Source organism: Ruegeria sp. AB9 (assembly GCF_056542585.1).
On sequence record NZ_JBQGAA010000004.1, the window covers coordinates 114,854 to 133,217 of the forward strand.

The 18,364-nt window shown below is 56.2% G+C and carries 21 protein-coding genes; 7 read left to right on the top strand and 14 right to left on the bottom strand.

The features are described 5' to 3' along the window. Positions 1–51: 51 nt before the first annotated feature. Positions 52–1,416 carry a 1-acyl-sn-glycerol-3-phosphate acyltransferase gene (locus tag ACR0K5_RS12120; RefSeq protein WP_480629909.1) on the bottom strand — a complete coding sequence of 455 codons (1,365 nt, stop codon included), beginning with the start codon at positions 1,414–1,416 and terminating at the stop codon, positions 52–54. Positions 1,417–1,467: 51 nt separating this feature from the next. Between ACR0K5_RS12120 and ACR0K5_RS12125 the strand changes: the two genes are divergently transcribed. The 3 genes from ACR0K5_RS12125 (at position 1,468) to deoD (ending at position 4,699) form a co-directional block, all read left to right on the top strand. Next, positions 1,468–3,528 carry a methylmalonyl-CoA mutase family protein gene (locus tag ACR0K5_RS12125; protein WP_480629910.1) on the top strand — a complete coding sequence of 687 codons (2,061 nt, stop codon included), beginning with the start codon at positions 1,468–1,470 and terminating at the stop codon, positions 3,526–3,528. 124 nt (positions 3,529–3,652) lie between these two features. After that, positions 3,653–3,970 carry an H-NS histone family protein gene (locus ACR0K5_RS12130; RefSeq protein ID WP_480629911.1) on the top strand — a complete coding sequence of 106 codons (318 nt, stop codon included), beginning with the start codon at positions 3,653–3,655 and terminating at the stop codon, positions 3,968–3,970. A gap of 18 nt (positions 3,971–3,988) precedes the next feature. Further along, complete coding sequence (gene deoD, locus ACR0K5_RS12135) at positions 3,989–4,699, top strand: purine-nucleoside phosphorylase (RefSeq protein WP_480629912.1); 711 nt, start codon at positions 3,989–3,991, stop codon at positions 4,697–4,699. Positions 4,700–4,731: 32 nt separating this feature from the next. Here deoD and ACR0K5_RS12140 read toward each other — a convergent pair whose 3' ends face one another. The 12 genes from ACR0K5_RS12140 to ACR0K5_RS12195 form a co-directional block, all read right to left on the bottom strand. Continuing rightward, positions 4,732–5,595, bottom strand: coding sequence for an urea carboxylase-associated family protein (locus tag ACR0K5_RS12140; protein WP_480629913.1), 864 nt, complete (start codon positions 5,593–5,595; stop codon positions 4,732–4,734). A gap of 290 nt (positions 5,596–5,885) precedes the next feature. After that, complete coding sequence (locus tag ACR0K5_RS12145; protein ID WP_480629914.1) at positions 5,886–6,026, bottom strand: hypothetical protein; 141 nt, start codon at positions 6,024–6,026, stop codon at positions 5,886–5,888. Positions 6,027–6,147: 121 nt separating this feature from the next. After that, positions 6,148–6,927: a succinate dehydrogenase iron-sulfur subunit gene (locus ACR0K5_RS12150; protein WP_480629915.1), complete on the bottom strand. Its 780-nt coding sequence runs from the start codon at positions 6,925–6,927 to the stop codon at positions 6,148–6,150. 31 nt (positions 6,928–6,958) lie between these two features. Then, positions 6,959–7,585 carry a sulfotransferase gene (locus ACR0K5_RS12155; RefSeq protein ID WP_480629916.1) on the bottom strand — a complete coding sequence of 209 codons (627 nt, stop codon included), beginning with the start codon at positions 7,583–7,585 and terminating at the stop codon, positions 6,959–6,961. 96 nt (positions 7,586–7,681) lie between these two features. Next, positions 7,682–9,487, bottom strand: coding sequence for a succinate dehydrogenase flavoprotein subunit (sdhA, locus tag ACR0K5_RS12160; RefSeq protein WP_480629917.1), 1,806 nt, complete (start codon positions 9,485–9,487; stop codon positions 7,682–7,684). An 18-nt stretch (positions 9,488–9,505) separates the two neighbouring features. After that, a complete protein-coding gene (sdhD, locus tag ACR0K5_RS12165; protein ID WP_117870336.1) occupies positions 9,506–9,877 on the bottom strand; it encodes a succinate dehydrogenase, hydrophobic membrane anchor protein in 372 nt (123 codons plus the stop codon). A gap of 13 nt (positions 9,878–9,890) precedes the next feature. Continuing rightward, the gene (sdhC, locus tag ACR0K5_RS12170) at positions 9,891–10,277 is read right to left on the bottom strand and encodes a succinate dehydrogenase, cytochrome b556 subunit (RefSeq protein WP_480629918.1); all 387 of its coding nucleotides are present in this window, start codon (positions 10,275–10,277) and stop codon (positions 9,891–9,893) included. A gap of 215 nt (positions 10,278–10,492) precedes the next feature. After that, positions 10,493–11,155 carry a DUF1194 domain-containing protein gene (locus tag ACR0K5_RS12175; protein WP_480629919.1) on the bottom strand — a complete coding sequence of 221 codons (663 nt, stop codon included), beginning with the start codon at positions 11,153–11,155 and terminating at the stop codon, positions 10,493–10,495. A gap of 54 nt (positions 11,156–11,209) precedes the next feature. Beyond that, on the bottom strand, positions 11,210–12,238 hold the full coding sequence (locus tag ACR0K5_RS12180; protein ID WP_480629920.1) for a MaoC family dehydratase: 1,029 nt from the start codon (positions 12,236–12,238) through the stop codon (positions 11,210–11,212). Beyond that, positions 12,238–12,444 carry a DUF1737 domain-containing protein gene (locus ACR0K5_RS12185; protein WP_480629921.1) on the bottom strand — a complete coding sequence of 69 codons (207 nt, stop codon included), beginning with the start codon at positions 12,442–12,444 and terminating at the stop codon, positions 12,238–12,240. Before ACR0K5_RS12185 ends, ACR0K5_RS12180 begins: the two co-directional genes overlap by 1 nt. 12 nt (positions 12,445–12,456) lie before the next feature. Further along, positions 12,457–13,011 (bottom strand): NnrU family protein, encoded by a 555-nt coding sequence (locus ACR0K5_RS12190; RefSeq protein ID WP_480629922.1) that lies wholly within the window; start codon positions 13,009–13,011, stop codon positions 12,457–12,459. 6 nt (positions 13,012–13,017) lie between these two features. After that, on the bottom strand, positions 13,018–13,875 hold the full coding sequence (locus ACR0K5_RS12195) for an HpcH/HpaI aldolase/citrate lyase family protein (protein WP_480629923.1): 858 nt from the start codon (positions 13,873–13,875) through the stop codon (positions 13,018–13,020). A 170-nt stretch (positions 13,876–14,045) separates the two neighbouring features. Between ACR0K5_RS12195 and ACR0K5_RS12200 the strand changes: the two genes are divergently transcribed. Continuing rightward, a complete protein-coding gene (locus tag ACR0K5_RS12200) occupies positions 14,046–14,351 on the top strand; it encodes a hypothetical protein (RefSeq protein WP_480629924.1) in 306 nt (101 codons plus the stop codon). Here the strand turns inward: ACR0K5_RS12200 and ACR0K5_RS12205 are convergent, their stop codons facing one another. Continuing rightward, positions 14,352–15,107 carry a sulfite exporter TauE/SafE family protein gene (locus ACR0K5_RS12205; RefSeq protein WP_480629925.1) on the bottom strand — a complete coding sequence of 252 codons (756 nt, stop codon included), beginning with the start codon at positions 15,105–15,107 and terminating at the stop codon, positions 14,352–14,354. It lies immediately after the preceding gene. Between the two features lie 161 nt (positions 15,108–15,268). Between ACR0K5_RS12205 and mdh the strand changes: the two genes are divergently transcribed. The 3 genes from mdh to ACR0K5_RS12220 all read left to right on the top strand — a co-directional run bounded on the left by mdh (position 15,269) and on the right by ACR0K5_RS12220 (position 18,335). Then, positions 15,269–16,231, top strand: coding sequence for a malate dehydrogenase (gene mdh, locus ACR0K5_RS12210; protein WP_117870353.1), 963 nt, complete (start codon positions 15,269–15,271; stop codon positions 16,229–16,231). Between the two features lie 578 nt (positions 16,232–16,809). Further along, positions 16,810–18,003, top strand: a complete 1,194-nt coding sequence (sucC, locus tag ACR0K5_RS12215) for an ADP-forming succinate--CoA ligase subunit beta (protein ID WP_480629926.1) — start codon at positions 16,810–16,812, stop codon at positions 18,001–18,003. Between the two features lie 5 nt (positions 18,004–18,008). Next, positions 18,009–18,335, top strand: a complete 327-nt coding sequence (locus tag ACR0K5_RS12220) for a hypothetical protein (RefSeq protein WP_480629927.1) — start codon at positions 18,009–18,011, stop codon at positions 18,333–18,335. The last annotated feature ends 29 nt before the right edge of the window (positions 18,336–18,364 follow it).

Here is an 18,364-nt window from a genome sequence, read left to right on the forward strand (position 1 = left end):
AACCGTTTTTGGCTTCGGTTTGTAATTTTATGACCCAGCAAGTGCAGAAAACTATTTTGCGGATGCAGAAATATTGCTGCCTGAAACAACCGGAACGGATGCTGCATAATAGTCCAGCAGATCGCCACGCTGACCCGAAACCGTCAACATTGTTCCCTGTCGACTCAGAATCCGGCGTTCAACCAATTGATCCAAAGCACTTGATATGGCCTCGGCATTGTCCTCGGTCCTCGTGCCATCACGCTCCATCATCTGCTGAACATGTGACAGCACGTCTTTTTCAAGCATCGGCCCGTTGTCGCGCACCAACAAACAGGCCGCAGGTGCTGGCACCAACGGAATAGCCTGCTGGATACGCTGCATTAGTGCCCGTGCCAGATCGGTCATCATGTCGCCATTGCCGTCAGCCCGGAAGTCCTTCAGCGAGATCGGTCTTCCGTACCGGACTGATGCCAGACCAAACCGCTTGTATCGGCCGATCAGACGCCGCCAAAGCTGTTTCAGGATCCAGCGCGTGATCACACCGATCCGCGCGTGAAATCGCCTTTCTGTGCCAAGCGCTGCCCGGGTCAGGATGGTGTCTTCCAGCACACGGTCATAATTCAACGCGACCGGAACAAACACCACATCACGTCCCTGTGGCGACGTTCCGTCCATTATATACTTGAGCAGTCCAAGTTTTGGGCGGGCAAGGGCCCCGGTCAGACTCAGCCCACCTTCAGGGAACATGGCTTGGGTCACCCCGGCTTCAGTTGCGTGACGCACATAGGTGGACAGAACCTGACGATAGAGCTCACTGCCGGACTTTCGCCGGATAAAATAGGCCCCCATTGCCCGGATCAATCGGCTCAGCGGCCAGACCCGTGCCCACTCTCCGACTGCATAAGACAACGCAGAATGTTGGGCCGCAAGATACGTAACCAGCACGTAGTCCATGTTGCTCCGGTGATTCATGACAAAGACAACCGTTGCTTCTGGGTCGATATTCTTGACGGATTCTTCGTCTTGGTAGCTAAGCCGCACCTCGTAAAACGTGTTGCTCAGCAACCGGGCCAGACGAATCGCAAAGCTGAAATAGGCGAAGGCCGAAAAGGATGGCACGATCTCACGGGCATAGCGCCGCGCCCGTTCAGAGGCGACAGCCTCGGGCATTCCGGTTTCACTGGCATGTTGCTGAACGGCCTGACCGACCTGCGGATCATAAATCAGCCGCTGAATCATGTCGTGTCGACGCGCCAGCTTGAAGGGTTGAATCGGGCGCTGAAGGCGCTGGTTCAGGCGTGCCACCGCGCGTTCCAGCCGCCGACGGAAAAACCAACGGACAGACGGGAACAGAAAATGCGATGCGAAAGTGACCATGGCAAAGACCACGATCAGCACGAAAAGCCAAAGCGGAAGTTCCACGGTTTGCGTCATGGCCGCACATTGCCACCAATCGCAGCCACTCACAATCTGAACAATTGAAGGATGCCGCAACGCAGCGAATTGACATGTCCCGAAAATTGCGCTTTAGAACCTCAAGACGTAATTTTATTGCCCACCGAAACGCGAGGTCACTTCATGACGCAGACGCAGAAAGATCGCCCCTGGCTCATCCGAACCTATGCCGGTCATTCCACCGCCAAGGCCTCGAACACACTATATCGCGGCAACCTCGCCAAGGGCCAAACCGGCCTTTCGGTTGCCTTCGATCTGCCGACGCAAACAGGGTATGATAGCGACCATACTCTGGCGCGTGGCGAGGTTGGTAAAGTGGGGGTGCCGATCAGTCATCTGGGCGACATGCGGGTTTTGTTCGATCAGATTCCACTGGAACAGATGAACACATCGATGACGATCAATGCGACAGCGCCTTGGTTGCTTGCCCTTTACATCGCAGTGGCCGAGGAACAGGGCGCGGATGTCTCGAAACTGCAAGGCACGGTTCAGAACGATCTGATCAAGGAATACCTGAGCCGCGGCACGTATGTTTGCCCGCCGAAACCGTCGCTGAAGATGATCGCGGACGTGGCCGAGTATTGCTATACCAACGTTCCAAAATGGAACCCGATGAACGTGTGCTCGTACCACTTGCAGGAGGCGGGGGCGACACCAGAGCAGGAACTCGCTTATGCGCTGGCCACAGCCATCGCCGTGCTGGACGAGTTGCGCCCACGTGTTCCGGCCGAGGATTTCCCGGCCCTGTGCGGTCGAATTTCGTTCTTTGTGAATGCAGGCATCCGCTTTGTTACTGAAATGTGCAAAATGCGCGCCTTTGTGGATCTTTGGGATGAGATTTTGCTACAGCGCTATGGCGTTGAGAACCCGAAATTCCGCCGATTCCGCTATGGTGTGCAGGTGAACTCTTTGGGCCTGACTGAACAGCAACCAGAAAACAACGTTTACCGCATCCTGATCGAGATGCTGGCCGTGACCCTCTCGAAAAACGCACGCGCGCGTGCCGTGCAATTACCCGCCTGGAACGAGGCCCTTGGCCTGCCGCGCCCATGGGATCAGCAATGGTCGATGCGGATGCAGCAGATTCTGGCCTACGAAACCGATCTTCTGGAATTTGATGACTTGTTCGATGGCAACCCTGCTGTTGATGCCAAAGTAGAAGAACTGAAGACAGGCGCACGGGCAGAACTTGCCAATCTGGATTCGATGGGTGGCGCGGTCGCTTCAATTGAATACATGAAATCCCGTCTTGTGGATTCCAACGCCGAGCGCCTGAACCGGATCGAGCGCAACGAAACCGTTGTTGTCGGTGTGAACAAATGGATGGAGGGCGAGGCCTCGCCCCTGCAGACCGACGATGGCGGCATCATGGTCGTCGATCCAGCAGTGGAACAGGAGCAGATCGACCGCCTGAACGCGTGGCGCGCCGAGCGGGACGAAGCTGCAGTTACAGCGACACTGGCTGCGTTGCGTGAAGCGGCGCAGACTGGGGCAAACGTGATGGAACCGTCCATCGCAGCCGCCAAAGCAGGTGTGACAACAGGCGAATGGGCTGAGGAGATGCGTAAGGTCTATGGCACATATCGCGGTCCGACCGGCGTCTCGGGATCCGTTTCCAACAAGACCGAAGGGCTGGATGATCTGCGTGCCTCTGTTGATGCTGTCAGCGACAAGCTGGGCCGCCGCCTGAAGTTCCTGGTGGGCAAACCCGGGTTGGACGGCCATTCCAACGGCGCAGAACAGATTGCTTTCCGCGCGCGCGATTGCGGTATGGACATCAGCTATGAGGGTATTCGCCTGACGCCCGAGGAAATCGTTGCAGCCGCCCGTGAAGATGACGCGCATGTCATTGGCTTGTCGATCCTGTCCGGCAGCCACCTGCCCCTGGTCGAAGACGTTCTGGAACGTCTGCAGTACGCAGGGCTGACTCATATTCCTGTGGTGGTAGGCGGCATTATTCCGGATGAAGATGCCGAAAAACTGAAAACCATGGGCGTGGCCAAGGTCTATACCCCGAAAAACTTCGAACTCAATGCGATAATGGGCGATATTATTACTCTGGCAGACCCCAAAACCATCGCTGCGGAGTAACTGAGGTTTAAAGCGCTTTTTTTCCTGTTTATGTCCTTTAAAAATTCGGGATGGAATAAGCTGCTTTTTAGAATTACGGTGCGCGCTCATGTGCACCGTAATTTGCATCTAATGGAGAAGAATGATGGGGATCAATCTTGAGCAAATGTCCCGTAAAGACCTTTTGGCATTACGAGACGACGTCGACAAAGCTCTGAAAAGCGCCGAAAAGCGCGAACGTCAGGAAGCTTTGAAAGCGGCAGAAAAGGCCGCAGCAGAATTCGGCTTCTCGCTGTCTGAACTGTCCGGAGAGGCTTCGCGCGGCGTAAAGCCAACAAAAACAAAGGCAAAATATCGTAATCCGGCAAATCCCGAGCAAACCTGGACTGGCCGCGGTCGCAAGCCCCAATGGGTACATGACGCGCTGACGGCAGGTGCAGATGTTTCTGATTTGGAAATCTGATCAGAGCGTTTCGGAAAAATGACAATTCATATCGGTGCCGAAAAAGGCGAAATAGCAGAAACCGTTCTTTTGCCTGGTGATCCGTACCGGGCAAAATGGGCCGCCGAGACATTTTTGGACGACGTTAAACAGGTCAATAACGTTCGAGGAATGCTTGGCTTTACCGGAAATTGGAAGGGAAATCCTGTAACGATACAGGGAAGTGGCATGGGAATGCCTTCTCTTTCCATTTACGTAAACGAGTTGATCCGCGACTACGATGCAAAAACTCTGATCCGCATCGGTTCGTGCGGGGGCATGCAGGACAGCGTCAATATTCGTGACGTTATTCTGGCCATGACATCCACCACGCTGAGCACACCGTCGCGCGGAATCATGAAAGAGCTCAACTTTGCCCCCTGCGCCGATTGGCAGCTGTTGCAAGCCGCGGCTGCCGCGGCTGCCGCAAAGGGAACGCCGACACATGTTGGTGGTATCTACTCATCAGATGTCTTTTATGATGAGCGTCCGGATCTCAATGAGCAGATGGTGCGTCACGGCATTCTGGGCGTCGAGATGGAAGCGGCCGAGCTTTATATATTAGCCGCGCGTCACAAGTGCAGGGCCTTGGCTGTGCTTACGGTTTCCGATCACTTGCTGACCGGAGAGGCTCTGCCTTCGTCTGAACGAGAGAGCAGCTTTGGCGAGATGGTGGAAATCGCGCTTCAGGCTGCATTCCCCAACAGCTGACAAAGGCAAGCACCATCTGGTGCCTGCCAGTCCTAACGCCCGTGCGTGCGGTCGTAACCATTGCGCGCCGGGCTTTCCCAACTCTCCAGATCTCCGTCCACCGGGGCGAACACTTCGACCAGCAGCGGATGGCAATAGGTGGTATCCGAGGAGTGTTCGGACGAGCAATCCCCACCCGGGCAGGCACTCAGATTACCCAGCAGATCAATCTCGGCAAAGAACTCCAGATAGTCGCCAGGTCGCACAGGTGAGGCTTTCATGAAAAATTGGCCTGTGTCGCGGGTGAATCCTGTGCACATAAAGACATTCAGTACATCATGCACCGCGGATTCGGCCTCGGTAAGAGGAATATTCAAATGATCAGCCAGTGCGCGGGTCAGGTTGGAATGGCAGCAATGGTGGTACTGCGAACCTGACAACAGGTTGCTCGTATAGGGATCGCATCGCGTGCCGATCACGTCATGAACCGATCCACCATAGGCATCGATTCCGTACCAAGCCAGCGTATCCGTAATAATCGTGGCCATCGGGCGCAGGTGAGGGAAACTGGACCACATCCTTTCTCCGGCGGTCAGGTGCGTGCCATGCAACGCCCGGGTTTTCCCGGAATAGAACCGCTCGGACAGGTCATTGCGGTTCCACAAGTTCAGATCGCCAACCTGCGGTCCCTCAATTGAGGTGATGCGAAAGAAGTGGCCTGCCGGGACTTCAAAACATCGCGCGTCGCGCGGTGGAATCAGCACTTCGCCGGTTTTGACAGCTCGTGCGCGCAGGGATTTCATCCTCGTCAAATCGGGTCGCGGCAATGCGTCGTTGGGGTAACAAATGACAGGAGCAACCGCACGACGGGCGTCCGCATCTTCGGGTGGGCAGGTGGTGATTTCAGAACCGGTCATAGGGAGCAGAGTGGCGCATTACTCTGCTCGCTAAAAGTCATAACTTTCAGAGATCACTTTCCTTTAAACACCGAAGAGGCTGATCCTGAGTGGTAACTTCCGCCCCGCAGAAGCTACACCGCCAGACGCCATGGCTTTTGTCTTGCCGCCACCGACAATCACGCGTCAGCGCTGAGTGGCGCGAGCGCCAGACAAAATAGGCGAACACCCCGGCCGCCAAAAGAAGCAGAAGAACAGGCATCCCTCTGCTTTGCCGATAAACCGTCGGGTTTCAAGCCTTGCCGCGCGTATCAGGCCGCGTTTGCGTATTCGAACAGCTCCGGTTCTTTGTCAGCTTTCGCGGGTTCCGGCGTATAATAGGCCCATGCCTGTTCAAGCAGTTCCAACGCTTCTTGAGCGTCGATTTTTTGTTTGGATGTGTTTTTGCTCACTGGAGTGATCCTGACTTAAGCTCATCACTCCTCCCTGCCCAAAAAATAAGGCAATGCAGCCGGGACCGCATCGCCTAATTTTGCAAGTTGGACATGCGCTTACCGCAAAACGCAGCTGCGCTTAGACGGCGCGTTCCACCATCATCTTCTTGATTTCGGCAATTGCCTTGGCCGGGTTCAGACCCTTCGGGCAGGTTTTGGCACAGTTCATGATGGTGTGGCAGCGGTAGAGCTTGAAGGGATCTTCCAGCTCATCCAAACGCTCACCTGTGGCTTCGTCCCGGCTGTCGATGATCCATCGATAGGCGTGCAGAAGGGCTGCGGGGCCAAGATAGCGGTCGCCGTTCCACCAATAGCTGGGGCACGAGGTCGAGCAACTGGCGCACATCACACATTCATACAGACCGTCTAGCTTTTTGCGGTCTTCGATGGACTGCTTCCATTCTTTCGCCGGGCGGTTGGTCTTGGTCTCCAACCAGGGCATGATCGAGGCGTGCTGCGCATAGAAATGCGTCAGATCGGGGATCAAGTCCTTGACCACTGGCATATGCGGCAGCGGATATATCTTCACGTCGCCCTTGATCTCATCCATGCCATAGATACAGGCCAGCGTGTTGATCCCGTCGATGTTCATCGCACAGGATCCGCAGATGCCTTCTCGGCAAGATCGACGGAACGTAAGCGTAGGGTCGATCTCGTTCTTGATCTTGATCAGAGCATCCAAAACCATCGGTCCGCAAGTATCCATGTCGACGAAATAAGTGTCGACGCGCGGGTTCTGCCCGTCATCCGGGTTCCAGCGATAGATCTGGAACTTGCGCACGTTGCTGGCGCCCTCTGGCTTGGGCCAGGTCTTGCCGGTCGTAATCCGTGAATTCTTGGGCAGGGTCAGTTGAACCATGTCAATTCTCCATTCAGCACAAGGCCGCCTTTCAGCCTGTCCGGGCGCGTTCAGACGCCCCTCGGTTATAATGCCCCCAATGGGCAATGTTCACGTCAAAATCCGGCGAGAGCCAATCTGCAACGCATTGCGGGTCATCCTGGTCGATATCAAAGCGAAGAAAGCGCGGATTGCCGTCAAAAAAAGCTTCGACCTCGGCATGGTGCACTTCGTACATATGCGCCCAGCCCCGTTTCACCTCTTCGGCCGTTTGGCCGTTGGCTTTGCAGCATCGCGCAAGGTAGCCCCCGTTAGAGTGGTTGGCACGTGATGCAATCCAGTCTTCCCGGTCCCGTGTGTTCAGCAGGAAATAGGAATCCGGGTAAGCCGCGTGCAGTTCGCGAAAGAACCGCGCGCCGTCCAGCATGAAGCGTGAGTTGACAAAGGCGATGTCGGTGAAGGCCCGGACCGCCTCGAACCCATCCAGGGGCTTGCGCCCCATGGCAATGTTGGTCACCATGCAATGGGCAAGGTTTTGGCCCTGTTCATCTTCCCAATGCACTGACGGAATTCCACTGTTTAGAAACAGTTTGTAAAACGAGGTCGTCGCACAGCGGTTCAACCCGATCAGGATGATCTTGGGATCGTGGGATCCGGATTGCAGGACCTCAAGCGTCATGACAAACACCAGACACACTCCAACCGCAGGCTGCTCGCCTGCGTCAGGACCGCGGGTATTTGGCGTTTGCACACCATTGCCTGATTTCCCAGCCCCCTAGAAAGTCCGCGCCTTGGGCGCGATTTTCTTCAGGCTGATGCCGCCTTCGGCTTCGGTGCTCAACGGATCGACAATGACCGGACGATAGCTGAGGTCAACCTTGTTGCCCTCAACACGCGAAACTGTATGTACACGCCAGTTCTCATCATCACGCTCGCTGAAATCCTCATGCGCGTGAGCGCCCCTGCTTTCCTTACGCGCTTCGGCACCGACAATTGTAGCCAGCGCGTTGGGCATCAGGTTGGCCAGTTCCAGCGTTTCCATCAGGTCACTGTTCCAGACCAGCGAGCGGTCGGTGACTTTCAGGTCATCCATCTTGGCAGCGATCGCCGTCATCTTCTCGACGCCTTCCGCCATGGTCTTGGCGGTACGGAATACCGCCGCGTCTGCCTGCATGGTCTTTTGCATCTCAAGCCGCAGATCGGCGGTAGGGATCGAACCACTGGCGTTGCGTGCCACATCGAAACGGTCAAACGCCTTATCGACTGACGCCTGGTTCAGAACCGGGTTGGCAGCTTCGGCATCCACAACCTTGCCCGCCCTGATCGCCGCCGCGCGACCAAAAACCACGAGGTCGATCAGAGAGTTCGACCCCAGTCGGTTCGCCCCGTGAACCGAGGCACATCCGGCTTCACCCACGGCCATCAAACCCGGAACCACAGCGGTCGGATCATCAGCAGTTGGGTTCAGAACCTCACCCCAATAGTTCGTCGGGATACCACCCATATTATAGTGAACGGTTGGCAGAACCGGGATCGGTTCCTTAGTGACGTCCACACCGGCGAAGATCTTTGCACTTTCCGAGATGCCGGGCAGGCGTTCGGCCAGAGCTTCGGCAGGCAAGTGCGACAGGTTCAGGTGTATGTGATCCCCTTCTCCACCCACACCGCGCCCTTCGCGGATTTCCATAGTCATTGAGCGCGAGACATAGTCGCGTGGGGCGAGGTCCTTATACTGGGGCGCATAACGCTCCATGAACCGTTCCCCTTCCGAGTTTGTCAGGTATCCACCCTCACCCCGCGCGCCTTCCGTGATCAGACAGCCAGAACCGTAGATGCCGGTCGGGTGGAACTGCACAAACTCCATATCCTGCAGCGCCAGACCTGCACGGGCCACCATGCCGCCTCCGTCTCCGGTGCAGGTATGGGCCGAGGTCGCACTGAAATAGGCGCGGCCATAACCGCCAGTCGCCAGCACCACCATCTTAGCGTTAAAGACATGCATCGTGCCGTCGTCCAGCTTCCAGCAGACGACGCCCTGACACTGCCCATCATCGGACATGATCAGGTCGATGGCGAAATACTCGATGTAAAATTCAGCGTTGTTCTTCAGCGACTGGCCGTACAGCGTGTGAAGAATCGCGTGTCCGGTCCGGTCAGCGGCAGCACAGGTGCGCTGCACGGCCGGGCCTTCTCCGAATTCCGTCGTGTGGCCACCGAAGGGGCGCTGATAGATCTTACCTTCTTCGGTCCGGCTGAACGGAACGCCATAGTGCTCCAACTCATAAACCGCTTTGGGCGCTTCCCGCGCCAGGTATTCCATCGCATCCGTGTCGCCCAACCAGTCCGAGCCCTTGACGGTGTCGTACATATGCCACTGCCAATGGTCGGGGCCCATATTCGACAGCGACGCAGCGATGCCACCCTGCGCGGCAACTGTGTGTGAGCGGGTCGGGAAAACTTTGGTCACGCAAGCCGTGCGCAACCCTTGTTCCGCCATACCCAGTGTCGCCCGCAGACCGGCCCCACCGGCGCCGACAACGACCACGTCATATTCATGCGTTTCGTATTCGTATGCAGCCATTTTCTTCAGCTCCGGGAATTAAAGGGCAATGCGTGCGATGGCGAAAATGCCAGCCGCTGCCGCGCCATAGGACAGGCAGGTCACCAGAATGATCAGGACCTTTTCAAGCGTGCCGTGAACGTAGTCCTCAAGCATCACCTGCGCACCGTCTGCGAAGTGTTTGAAGCCAACCGCCAGCGTCAGTGCTGCCACGATGGCTGGGAAGGGCCGCGAGTAGTATTCAAGTACCACGTCGAACGGCTGACCCAGAACCGGGCCGAATGTGAATACAAACAGCGGCACAAGGATCAGCAGTGCCACCGAGCTGACTTTCATCGCCCAGAAGTGAGCGGTGCCGGATTTCGCCGAGCCAAGGCCAGCGGCGCGTTTACGGTCGGTCAGATAACGCATGTCAGGCCTCCAATCACGCGACGATGACAAGGGTCAGAAGGGTCAACACGACCGAACCGATGATGACCGCCCAACCCAGCTTTGTTGCTGTGGGAAGATCCAAACCAACCGCGTTGTCCCAGATCAGGTGCCGCACACCCGCCAGCGTGTGATACCAAAGGCCCCAAACGGACAACGCCATCACCAGATCACCAAGCATCGAGGTAATCACGCCATTTGCCACGGCAAAGGCCTCGGGCGAGGTCGCTGCGGCCAGAAACCACCAGACGATCAACAAAGCCGCTAGCAGAAGGGCGTTACCGGTGATGCGTGTCAGGATGGACGTGACCGACGTCAACTGAGGACGATAGATCGACAGATGCGGCGAAAGTGGGCGGTTGCCCCGATTTACATCGGCCATGGCGGCTCCTTTTCGGTTGGCTACCGAACGTTTTACTGTTTTTTGCGACACTGTCACGTGCTGCGGGTGCAAAAACCACCAAATTCGACGCAAAATGATGGATAATTCAAGTATGTGATCACACAAAATATTCTTGTGATCACATATTGCATTCCACTTGATCAATGTTAGCGATTTCAAGGCCAAAGGGATGTGATCACGAATCTCTTAACCGGTCATTTTAGGCCTGCCGTTTGCTGCGTCACTTCGCGCAGCAGTTTTTTGCGAATTCTTTCCGGGTAGTCAGCGAAGCCAGAGGCAGAAACGACAAAGGCACCTTCACCGACAATGACATTCTCAAAAAAATATGCCGTCAGGTCCGGTTCGCTCTCTTCAATCGCCAATGCATTGACGACGACGCCGCGGTCGCGCAGAGCTGCATGAACATGTGTCGGTTCGACCCCTTCATTGGACACGCCGTCTCCCGACAGATCGATCAGACGCCGCTTGCAATCGGAAACGGACTCAAAAGCGTTGAGAGTGGTATGCAGCGCCTCACCAATCGCGGTCGAGAAGTTCCGCCAGATGCGTGGATCTGCGGCAACCTGATCAGCAAACCGATCCAGCGCCGCGAAACTGTCGATACGAGTCCAAGGGATCGTGACCCTTTGGCGCGACGACCCGGTCCATTGCACCAGCATCAACTGGGCCTGACCGCGCACTAATGCCTCGGACACGATCGGGTCGCGCAGGCCTGCGGCCAGCCCGTCCATCTGGATGCGATACTCACTGCTATCGACCGAACCGGAAACATCCACCGCCAATGCCAAAGCCAGATCGCAGGCCTGAGCCGTCGGCGCCAGGCAAACACTGGCCAATATCGCGCGCAGAAGGTGCATGGAAGAAACCTAGCACGGCTTGCCCGCGATTGGTTCACATAACCGTCAATTCGACTATTGCGGCATCAGAGCCCAATAATCGAGGTCCAGAAGCACGTCAGGCAAATAACGGCCCTCATCATTCTTCAACTCAAACGGGGCACCACCTTTTGTCGCCACCAAACGCAAACGGATCGCGCCCACGCCAGGAACACCGGTTTCCGCCTTATCCAAAACTTCGGACCAAGCCTTGATCGTGTCGCCCGCAAAACATGGATTTGCGTGAGCACCTCCGTTCAGGCCAACAATCATCTGCGCGTTGGCCAGACCATTGAACGACAGCGTCCGAGCCATCGAGATGACGTGTCCGCCATAGATCAACCGGCCCTCCGGGCGGAAAGTCAGGTCGAAGTGCACCTTGGCTGTGTTCTGCCACAGACGGGTGGCCAGCATATGCTCGGCCTCTTCCACGGTGACACCATCCACGTGGTCGATTTTCTCGCCGATTTCATAGTCGCCCCAACGATGCGCCTCACCAGCCAACGTAAAGTCGTAATTTGAGAAATCGAGACCTTCGGGCACGATCAGATCCTGAGGGGTCAGCGCCTTCTTCAAATCGGGAACCACCGTTTCGGGCGCTGGCGCATCCACGTTTGCTTTGCGCACCATGACCCAACGGACGTACTCGATGACCACTTCGTCCAATTGGTTCAATCCACGGGTACGAACCCAAACGACACCGGTTTTTCCGTTGGAGTTCTGCTTAAGCCCGATCACCTCGGACACGGATCGCAATGTATCCCCTGCGTAGACGGGTTTCAGCCAACGTCCTTCGCCGTAGCCAAGATTGGCAACCGCGTTTAGCGAGATATCCGGTACCGTCTTGCCGAACACCAGATGGAATGCGGCCAGATCATCGATTGGGCTTTCCGGCAGACCGCAATCGCGGGCAAATTCATCCGAGGAGTAAAGTGCATGGCGAGCCGGATAGAGCGCGTGATACAAACCGCGCTCTCCCTCAGTCACCGTGCGCGGCACCGCGTGCTGCAACACCTGCCCTACAGAATAATCCTCGAAAAATCGGCCCGGATTTGTTTTTGCCATTACTGCTGTCCCAGTTTCATGTCGGGGGAATAGTCGGCCTCGACCTCTTTGGTCACGGCCTGCGCACAGCGCATCACGTTGCTTGCCACGTCAAAGGCATAAGACGGGTCGCCATACAGCTCCCATCCTTTGGCCAGCGCATCAGACACCTTGTGGCAGAAGGCCGAAGTGTCTTCCTCGGTCAACAAACGATAGAGTTTTGCCATAGGGTCAGCTCCTTATGATCCGAACGGAGACGGGCCGACCAGCCCATGGACATAGCCGATAATCCCCAGCAGAATGATCGAGGCCACAAAGAACATCGCATCTTTGCCATAAGTACCTGGCTCAGCCGGCGTCCAGTCGGGTTCGGATTTGTTGATCACAATCACCTCGACCACGGCCCAGGCCAGCAACCCGCCGAACAGGACAATTGAGGCCAGATCGCCGTTCACCAGCAAATGCGCAAACGCCCACAACTTGAATCCACCCAACATCGGATGGCGAAATTTGTTCAGCAACCGGCCTTTGGTGCCGGCAGGGCTCATCATGAAGATCGCGATGAGAACCAAGAGGTTATTGACGTGAATCAGAAACGTCGGCGGAGCCCAGACATAGATGAAATCGGTCATACGATAGCCGAAGATCATCAGCAGAATCGACGCGACAAGTGCTAGAGCAACAGCGCCCTTGCCCCCGTCTCCCATAGCGGCACGGCGTTCAGGCGCCACGCGTTTGAACAGGTGCGCCGCCCACCACAACGCCACACCAAGAATTAGAAGAACAAAGCCCATGCTGGCTTACCCCGCTTGCAAAGCTGAAATCGCCTCTGCTTTTGCCAGAATTTCGCGGGCTGTTGCAACGTGCAGGTTTTCAACAATTTTGCCATCTACGACAGCGACACCCTGCCCTTGCGCTTCAACTTCCTCGAATGCAGTGATCTGGCGGCGAGCCAGATCGATTTCGACTTCGGACGGTGCATACGCATCGTTTGTGATCTCAATCTGAGCGGGGTGAATCAGAGTTTTGCCATCAAAACCCATGTCACGGCCTTGTGCACACTCAGCCGCCAGACCTTCTCCGTCTTTGAATGCGTTATACACGCCATCCACGATGATCAGCCCTTCTGCCTTGGCGGCCAAAAGGCACAAACCCAGCGAAGTCATCAGTGGCAGGCGGTCGGGGCGGAAGCGTGTTTGCAGCTCTTTCGCCAGATCGTTGGTGCCCATGACAAACCCGGCCATCAAAGGATGGGCAGCGATTTCGGGCGCATTGAGCATTCCCCGCGGCGTTTCCATCATGGCCCAGATCGGCAAATCTCCGGTGATCGCGGCCAGTGCATCCAAATCGGCCGCCGAATTCACCTTGGGCAACAGAACGACGTCAGCATCCATGTCACGCACCGCCTCGGCATCCGCACGACCCCATTCGGTGTCCAACCCGTTGATCCGAACGATCTTGACCCGCGCACCATAGCCACCGGTAGCCAAGGCCACCTTGAGCGTTTCGCGCGCGTTGTCCTTTTCGTCAGCCGCAACGGCATCCTCCAGATCGAAGATGATCGCATCCACAGGCAAAGTGCGGGCTTTGTCCAAAGCCCGGTCCTTCGAACCCGGGATATAGAGAACCGAACGATACGGGCGCTGACGAGGATCCATGGACCACTCCCATTGAAATAAAGTTGCGCGGAATGGGGCATTTTTTACCGGAAAGTTCAAGCATAAAATCGCCGCACTGCAGCAAACCCGACGCAACGTGCTTTCCTTTAACTGAATTTCGTCCCTTGCCACCCACCCTGATCGACGGATGAAATCGAAAGGGGTTCGGAATGCAAAAGACAGTGTTCAAGATGACGATGGGCCTTGGAATCATGATTCTGGCTGCACAACACGTACAAGCCCAGAGTCAAAGTTGTGCACCACGAGAGGATGTGTTGGAGCGGCTGCAAGAGGCCTATGGTGAAACGCGCAGAGGTTTAGGTTTGGCTCGGAAAGGCGCTGTTATGGAGCTTTTCACTTCAAACCAAAGCGGCAGCTGGACCATCACAGTGACCATGCCCAACGGGATCACTTGCCTCGTGGCCTCGGGTCAGGCCTATGAGGATGTGGTCGTAGCATTGCCTCCCAATGCCTGATCAGGTGAGCGCATCCCAGATCAGTCTGCTGCCAGTGAGCGTCAGCAACACATAGGCAATTCCAAAGAACAGGCGTTCGGACAACATGAAATGCGCCCGCACGCCCAGCCACGCCCCGAGAATAGCAAAGGGTGCTAACAGCAGATCGGCCCACGCCGTATGCCATGTGAACATGCCCAGATAAGCGTAGGGTAGAAACTTCGCGATGTTGATAACCCAGAAAACCAGTACCGTACTGGCCTGAAACTCGGTCTTCGTCAGCCGTTGTGACAACAGATAGACGGCAGCCGGAGGACCTCCGGCGTGGCTGACGAAGCTTGTGAAACCCGCGACCAACCCGGCAAACAGCCCAGCTGACGGGGGCAATCGTCTGGCAAACCCGCGCACCCAGCCGCTTGACTGAGCGATGTGCCAAATCACGAACCCAACAGAAATGCCGCCGATCAGCAGACGCAACAGATCATCGTCCGTTGCACGATAAAGCCAAGCACCCATCGCCACGCCTGGCACAGCACCAAGGATCAGCAGACGTGAATCCGACCAGCTCCACCGTTTCCAATAAGGGCCCAACGTGGCCACATCGATCACCATTAGAATCGGAAGCATCAAGGCCAAGGCCTGCCCGGGCGTTAAGATCAAGGCCAGAATCGACGAGGATGCAAAGGCCACGCCAGATCCGAAACCGCCCTTTGATATACCGGCGAAGATCACCGCAGGGATTGCCACAGCAAAAAACATGAGGTTCAGTTCGAACATGCGGCGGTCCCGTATTTGGCTTGTCCCAAAGGCCGTTTAGCGCAACCACAAAGAGGCTTGCAAACGGTATGCGGTTGTATGCCACGCCGCAGAACTCTTGCTTATTGCCGTTTTAGCGACTAGCACAACCGCGATTTCAAAACCGACCGGAGATATTCCAAATGGCCAGACCCAAGATTGCGCTGATCGGCGCGGGGAACATCGGCGGCACGCTTGCGCATCTTGCAGCTGTCAAAGAACTGGGTGACGTTGTCCTGTTTGACATCGCAGACGGGCTGCCGCAGGGCAAGGCCCTCGACATCGCTGAATCCGGCCCTTCGGAAGGGTTCGACGCCTCGATGAAAGGCACCAGCGACTATGCCGATATCGCCGGTGCAGATGTATGCATCGTGACCGCCGGCGTCGCCCGCAAGCCGGGTATGAGCCGCGATGACCTGCTGGGCATCAACCTGAAAGTCATGAAATCGGTCGGCGAAGGCATTGCAGCTCACGCGCCCGACGCGTTTGTGATCTGCATCACCAACCCGCTGGACGCGATGGTCTGGGCGCTGCGCGAATTCTCGGGTCTGCCCCACAACAAAGTGTGCGGCATGGCAGGTGTGCTGGATTCGGCCCGCTTTGCACATTTCCTGTCGGAAGAGTTCAACGTCTCGATGCGCGACGTCACCGCATTTGTGCTGGGCGGTCACGGCGATACCATGGTCCCGTCGGTGCGTTATTCCACCGTTGCCGGCATTCCGCTGCCTGATCTGGTCGAGATGGGCTGGACCACACAAGAGAAACTGGACGCCATCGTTCAGCGCACCCGTGACGGTGGCGCCGAGATTGTTGGCCTCCTGAAAACCGGCTCGGCCTATTATGCGCCTGCCACATCGGCGATTGAAATGGCCGAAGCTTACCTGAAAGACCAGAAACGCGTTCTGCCTTGCGCGGCGTATTGCAACGGCGAACTGGGCGTGGATGGCCTTTATGTCGGTGTTCCGACCGTCATCGGTGCCGGTGGTGTTGAGCGTATCGTTGACATCAAACTGAACGAAGACGAGCAAGCCGGTTTCGACAACTCGGTCAACGCCGTGAAGGGCTTGATCGACGCCTGCAAGGGTATCGACAGCTCGCTGGCATAAGGTCGGGAATTCCGGACCAAGGGATTGAATGCGCGTCTTCGGGCGCGCATTTTCTTTTGGCACCTTAAGGTTCAGGTTATGTTGGCTGCGATAACTTCATTCATAATAACACTAGCAGCACTTCTGCTGGTTTTACTTGTCATTCCCGTTCTGTGCGCAATCATCAGAAGCCGGTCTTCCGGCATTTGGACTCTGCGTATTGCGAGCGTCGGCCTTCAGCTATACGCCAGCTTTTGTATTTTGATTGGAATTGCACTTATCCCGATAGGTTACTTTGCGTATGGAGTTTCTGGAGGGAACCCAAGTGGTTGGGCTTTTTTTCTTGCCGCATCATTAAGAAGTGCGCCGTTTCTTCTAGCGGGCGGCGTTTCGTGGTGGATGTGGAATTGGCAGAATCGATATCTGTCTTGACACACCTTCAGTATTCTCAATCACAATATGTGATCACACCCGAAAAACCTGTGATCACAAATGCTGAAAATCTTCGTGAAAATCTGCTTTCCTGTCAAAAAACCCTTTAACCTTGTGCCCTGCCCCCCCCTATAACGGTGTAATCGCAGTCAGACGGGATAATTTCGATGAACATTCACGAATATCAAGCCAAGGCTCTTCTTCGCAGCTATGGCGCTCCGGTCTCCGATGGTCGCGCGGTTCTGCGCGCCGAGGAAGCCAAAACCGCAGCCGGTGAACTGGATGGCCCTCTGTGGGTTGTCAAAGCCCAAATCCACGCAGGCGGACGCGGCAAGGGTTCCTTCAAAGAGGCCGATGCAGGTGAAAAGGGCGGTGTCCGTCTGACCAAGTCGGTGGAAGAAGCGGCTGAGGAAGCCAAGAAGATGTTGGGCCGCACCCTGGTCACGCACCAGACCGGCCCGGCAGGCAAGCAGGTCAACCGCATCTATATCGAGGCTGGCTCCGGCATCGAACGCGAACTTTACCTGGCCTTGCTGGTCGACCGCCAGACCAGCCGCATCTCGTTCGTCTGCTCGACCGAAGGCGGCATGGACATCGAAGAAGTGGCGGCGGCAACGCCCGAGAAAATCCTGTCCTTCTCGGTCGATCCGGCCACCGGCTATCAGCCGTATCACGGTCGCCGCATCGCGTTCTCGCTGGGTCTGGAAGGCGCGCAGGTCAAGCAATGCGTCAAGCTGATGAACCAGCTCTACAACGCCTTCGTCGAGAAGGATATGGAGATGCTGGAGATCAACCCGCTGATCGTATCCGACAGCGGCGACCTCAAGGTGCTGGACGCCAAGGTCGGTTTCGACGGCAACGCAGTTTACCGCCACCCCGATATCGCCGAGTTACGCGACACGACCGAGGAAGACCCCAAGGAACTGGAAGCCTCGAAATACGATCTGAACTACATCGCGCTGGATGGTGAAATCGGCTGCATGGTCAACGGTGCCGGTCTGGCGATGGCCACCATGGACATCATCAAGCTGTATGGCGCCGAGCCTGCCAACTTCCTCGACGTGGGCGGCGGTGCGACCAAAGAGAAAGTGACCGAGGCGTTCAAGATCATCACCAGCGACCCGCAGGTCAAAGGCATTCTGGTCAACATCTTCGGCGGCATCATGCGCTGTGACGTTATCGCCGAGGGCGTTGTCGCCGCGGTGAAAGAGGTCGGCCTGCAGGTTCCGCTGGTCGTGCGTCTGGAAGGCACGAATGTCGAGAAAGGCAAAGAAATTATCAACACCTCTGGCCTGGACGTGATTGCAGCGGACAACCTGAAAGACGGTGCCGAGAAGATCGTAAAGGCGGTTAAGGGATAAGCTCTGTGCCGACTGGTTTCGTTCTATTACTTTTGTTTGCAGCTATCGCGCCAATTGTTGCGCAATTTGCTGGCTCAGGGTTCATGAAGGTTACCGTCGGCGGTCTGAGTGTCATTCCTGCACTGGCGGTCTTACTAAGCATGGTTGCATACGGCTCACAGCAAAACTGTTTCAGGAGAGCTGAAACTTCGTCTGAATTTCACGCCTGCGAAGGTGCGGGAGACTTCATGATGATTTTGCTTGGTTTTGCTGGCGGGGCCTTTCTCGCGGCTCTAGCCGTAGGCACTGTGCTGGCGACACTGCTACTCAGGCTGCGAAACGTTGAAACGTAGGATGGGTGATTTCACCCATCTTGAATTGA

Excerpts from the sequence above, each read along its gene's own strand:
- sdhD (WP_117870336.1), bottom strand. The coding sequence starts at position 9,877 with ATGCGTTATCTGACCGACCGTAAACGCGCCGCTGGCCTTGGCTCGGCG.
- sucC (WP_480629926.1), top strand. The coding sequence starts at position 16,810 with ATGAACATTCACGAATATCAAGCCAAGGCTCTTCTTCGCAGCTATGGC.
- mdh (WP_117870353.1), top strand. The coding sequence starts at position 15,269 with ATGGCCAGACCCAAGATTGCGCTGATCGGCGCGGGGAACATCGGCGGC.
- ACR0K5_RS12205 (WP_480629925.1), bottom strand. The coding sequence starts at position 15,107 with ATGTTCGAACTGAACCTCATGTTTTTTGCTGTGGCAATCCCTGCGGTG.
- ACR0K5_RS12185 (WP_480629921.1), bottom strand. The coding sequence starts at position 12,444 with ATGGCAAAACTCTATCGTTTGTTGACCGAGGAAGACACTTCGGCCTTC.
- ACR0K5_RS12155 (WP_480629916.1), bottom strand. The coding sequence starts at position 7,585 with ATGACGCTTGAGGTCCTGCAATCCGGATCCCACGATCCCAAGATCATC.
- sdhA (WP_480629917.1), bottom strand. The coding sequence starts at position 9,487 with ATGGCTGCATACGAATACGAAACGCATGAATATGACGTGGTCGTTGTC.
- ACR0K5_RS12130 (WP_480629911.1), top strand. The coding sequence starts at position 3,653 with ATGGGGATCAATCTTGAGCAAATGTCCCGTAAAGACCTTTTGGCATTA.
- ACR0K5_RS12180 (WP_480629920.1), bottom strand. The coding sequence starts at position 12,238 with ATGGCAAAAACAAATCCGGGCCGATTTTTCGAGGATTATTCTGTAGGG.
- ACR0K5_RS12175 (WP_480629919.1), bottom strand. The coding sequence starts at position 11,155 with ATGCACCTTCTGCGCGCGATATTGGCCAGTGTTTGCCTGGCGCCGACG.
- ACR0K5_RS12120 (WP_480629909.1), bottom strand. The coding sequence starts at position 1,416 with ATGACGCAAACCGTGGAACTTCCGCTTTGGCTTTTCGTGCTGATCGTG.
- ACR0K5_RS12150 (WP_480629915.1), bottom strand. The coding sequence starts at position 6,927 with ATGGTTCAACTGACCCTGCCCAAGAATTCACGGATTACGACCGGCAAG.
- ACR0K5_RS12190 (WP_480629922.1), bottom strand. The coding sequence starts at position 13,011 with ATGGGCTTTGTTCTTCTAATTCTTGGTGTGGCGTTGTGGTGGGCGGCG.
- ACR0K5_RS12200 (WP_480629924.1), top strand. The coding sequence starts at position 14,046 with ATGCAAAAGACAGTGTTCAAGATGACGATGGGCCTTGGAATCATGATT.
- sdhC (WP_480629918.1), bottom strand. The coding sequence starts at position 10,277 with ATGGCCGATGTAAATCGGGGCAACCGCCCACTTTCGCCGCATCTGTCG.
- ACR0K5_RS12140 (WP_480629913.1), bottom strand. The coding sequence starts at position 5,595 with ATGACCGGTTCTGAAATCACCACCTGCCCACCCGAAGATGCGGACGCC.
- ACR0K5_RS12195 (WP_480629923.1), bottom strand. The coding sequence starts at position 13,875 with ATGGATCCTCGTCAGCGCCCGTATCGTTCGGTTCTCTATATCCCGGGT.
- ACR0K5_RS12125 (WP_480629910.1), top strand. The coding sequence starts at position 1,468 with ATGCCGCAACGCAGCGAATTGACATGTCCCGAAAATTGCGCTTTAGAA.
- deoD (WP_480629912.1), top strand. The coding sequence starts at position 3,989 with ATGACAATTCATATCGGTGCCGAAAAAGGCGAAATAGCAGAAACCGTT.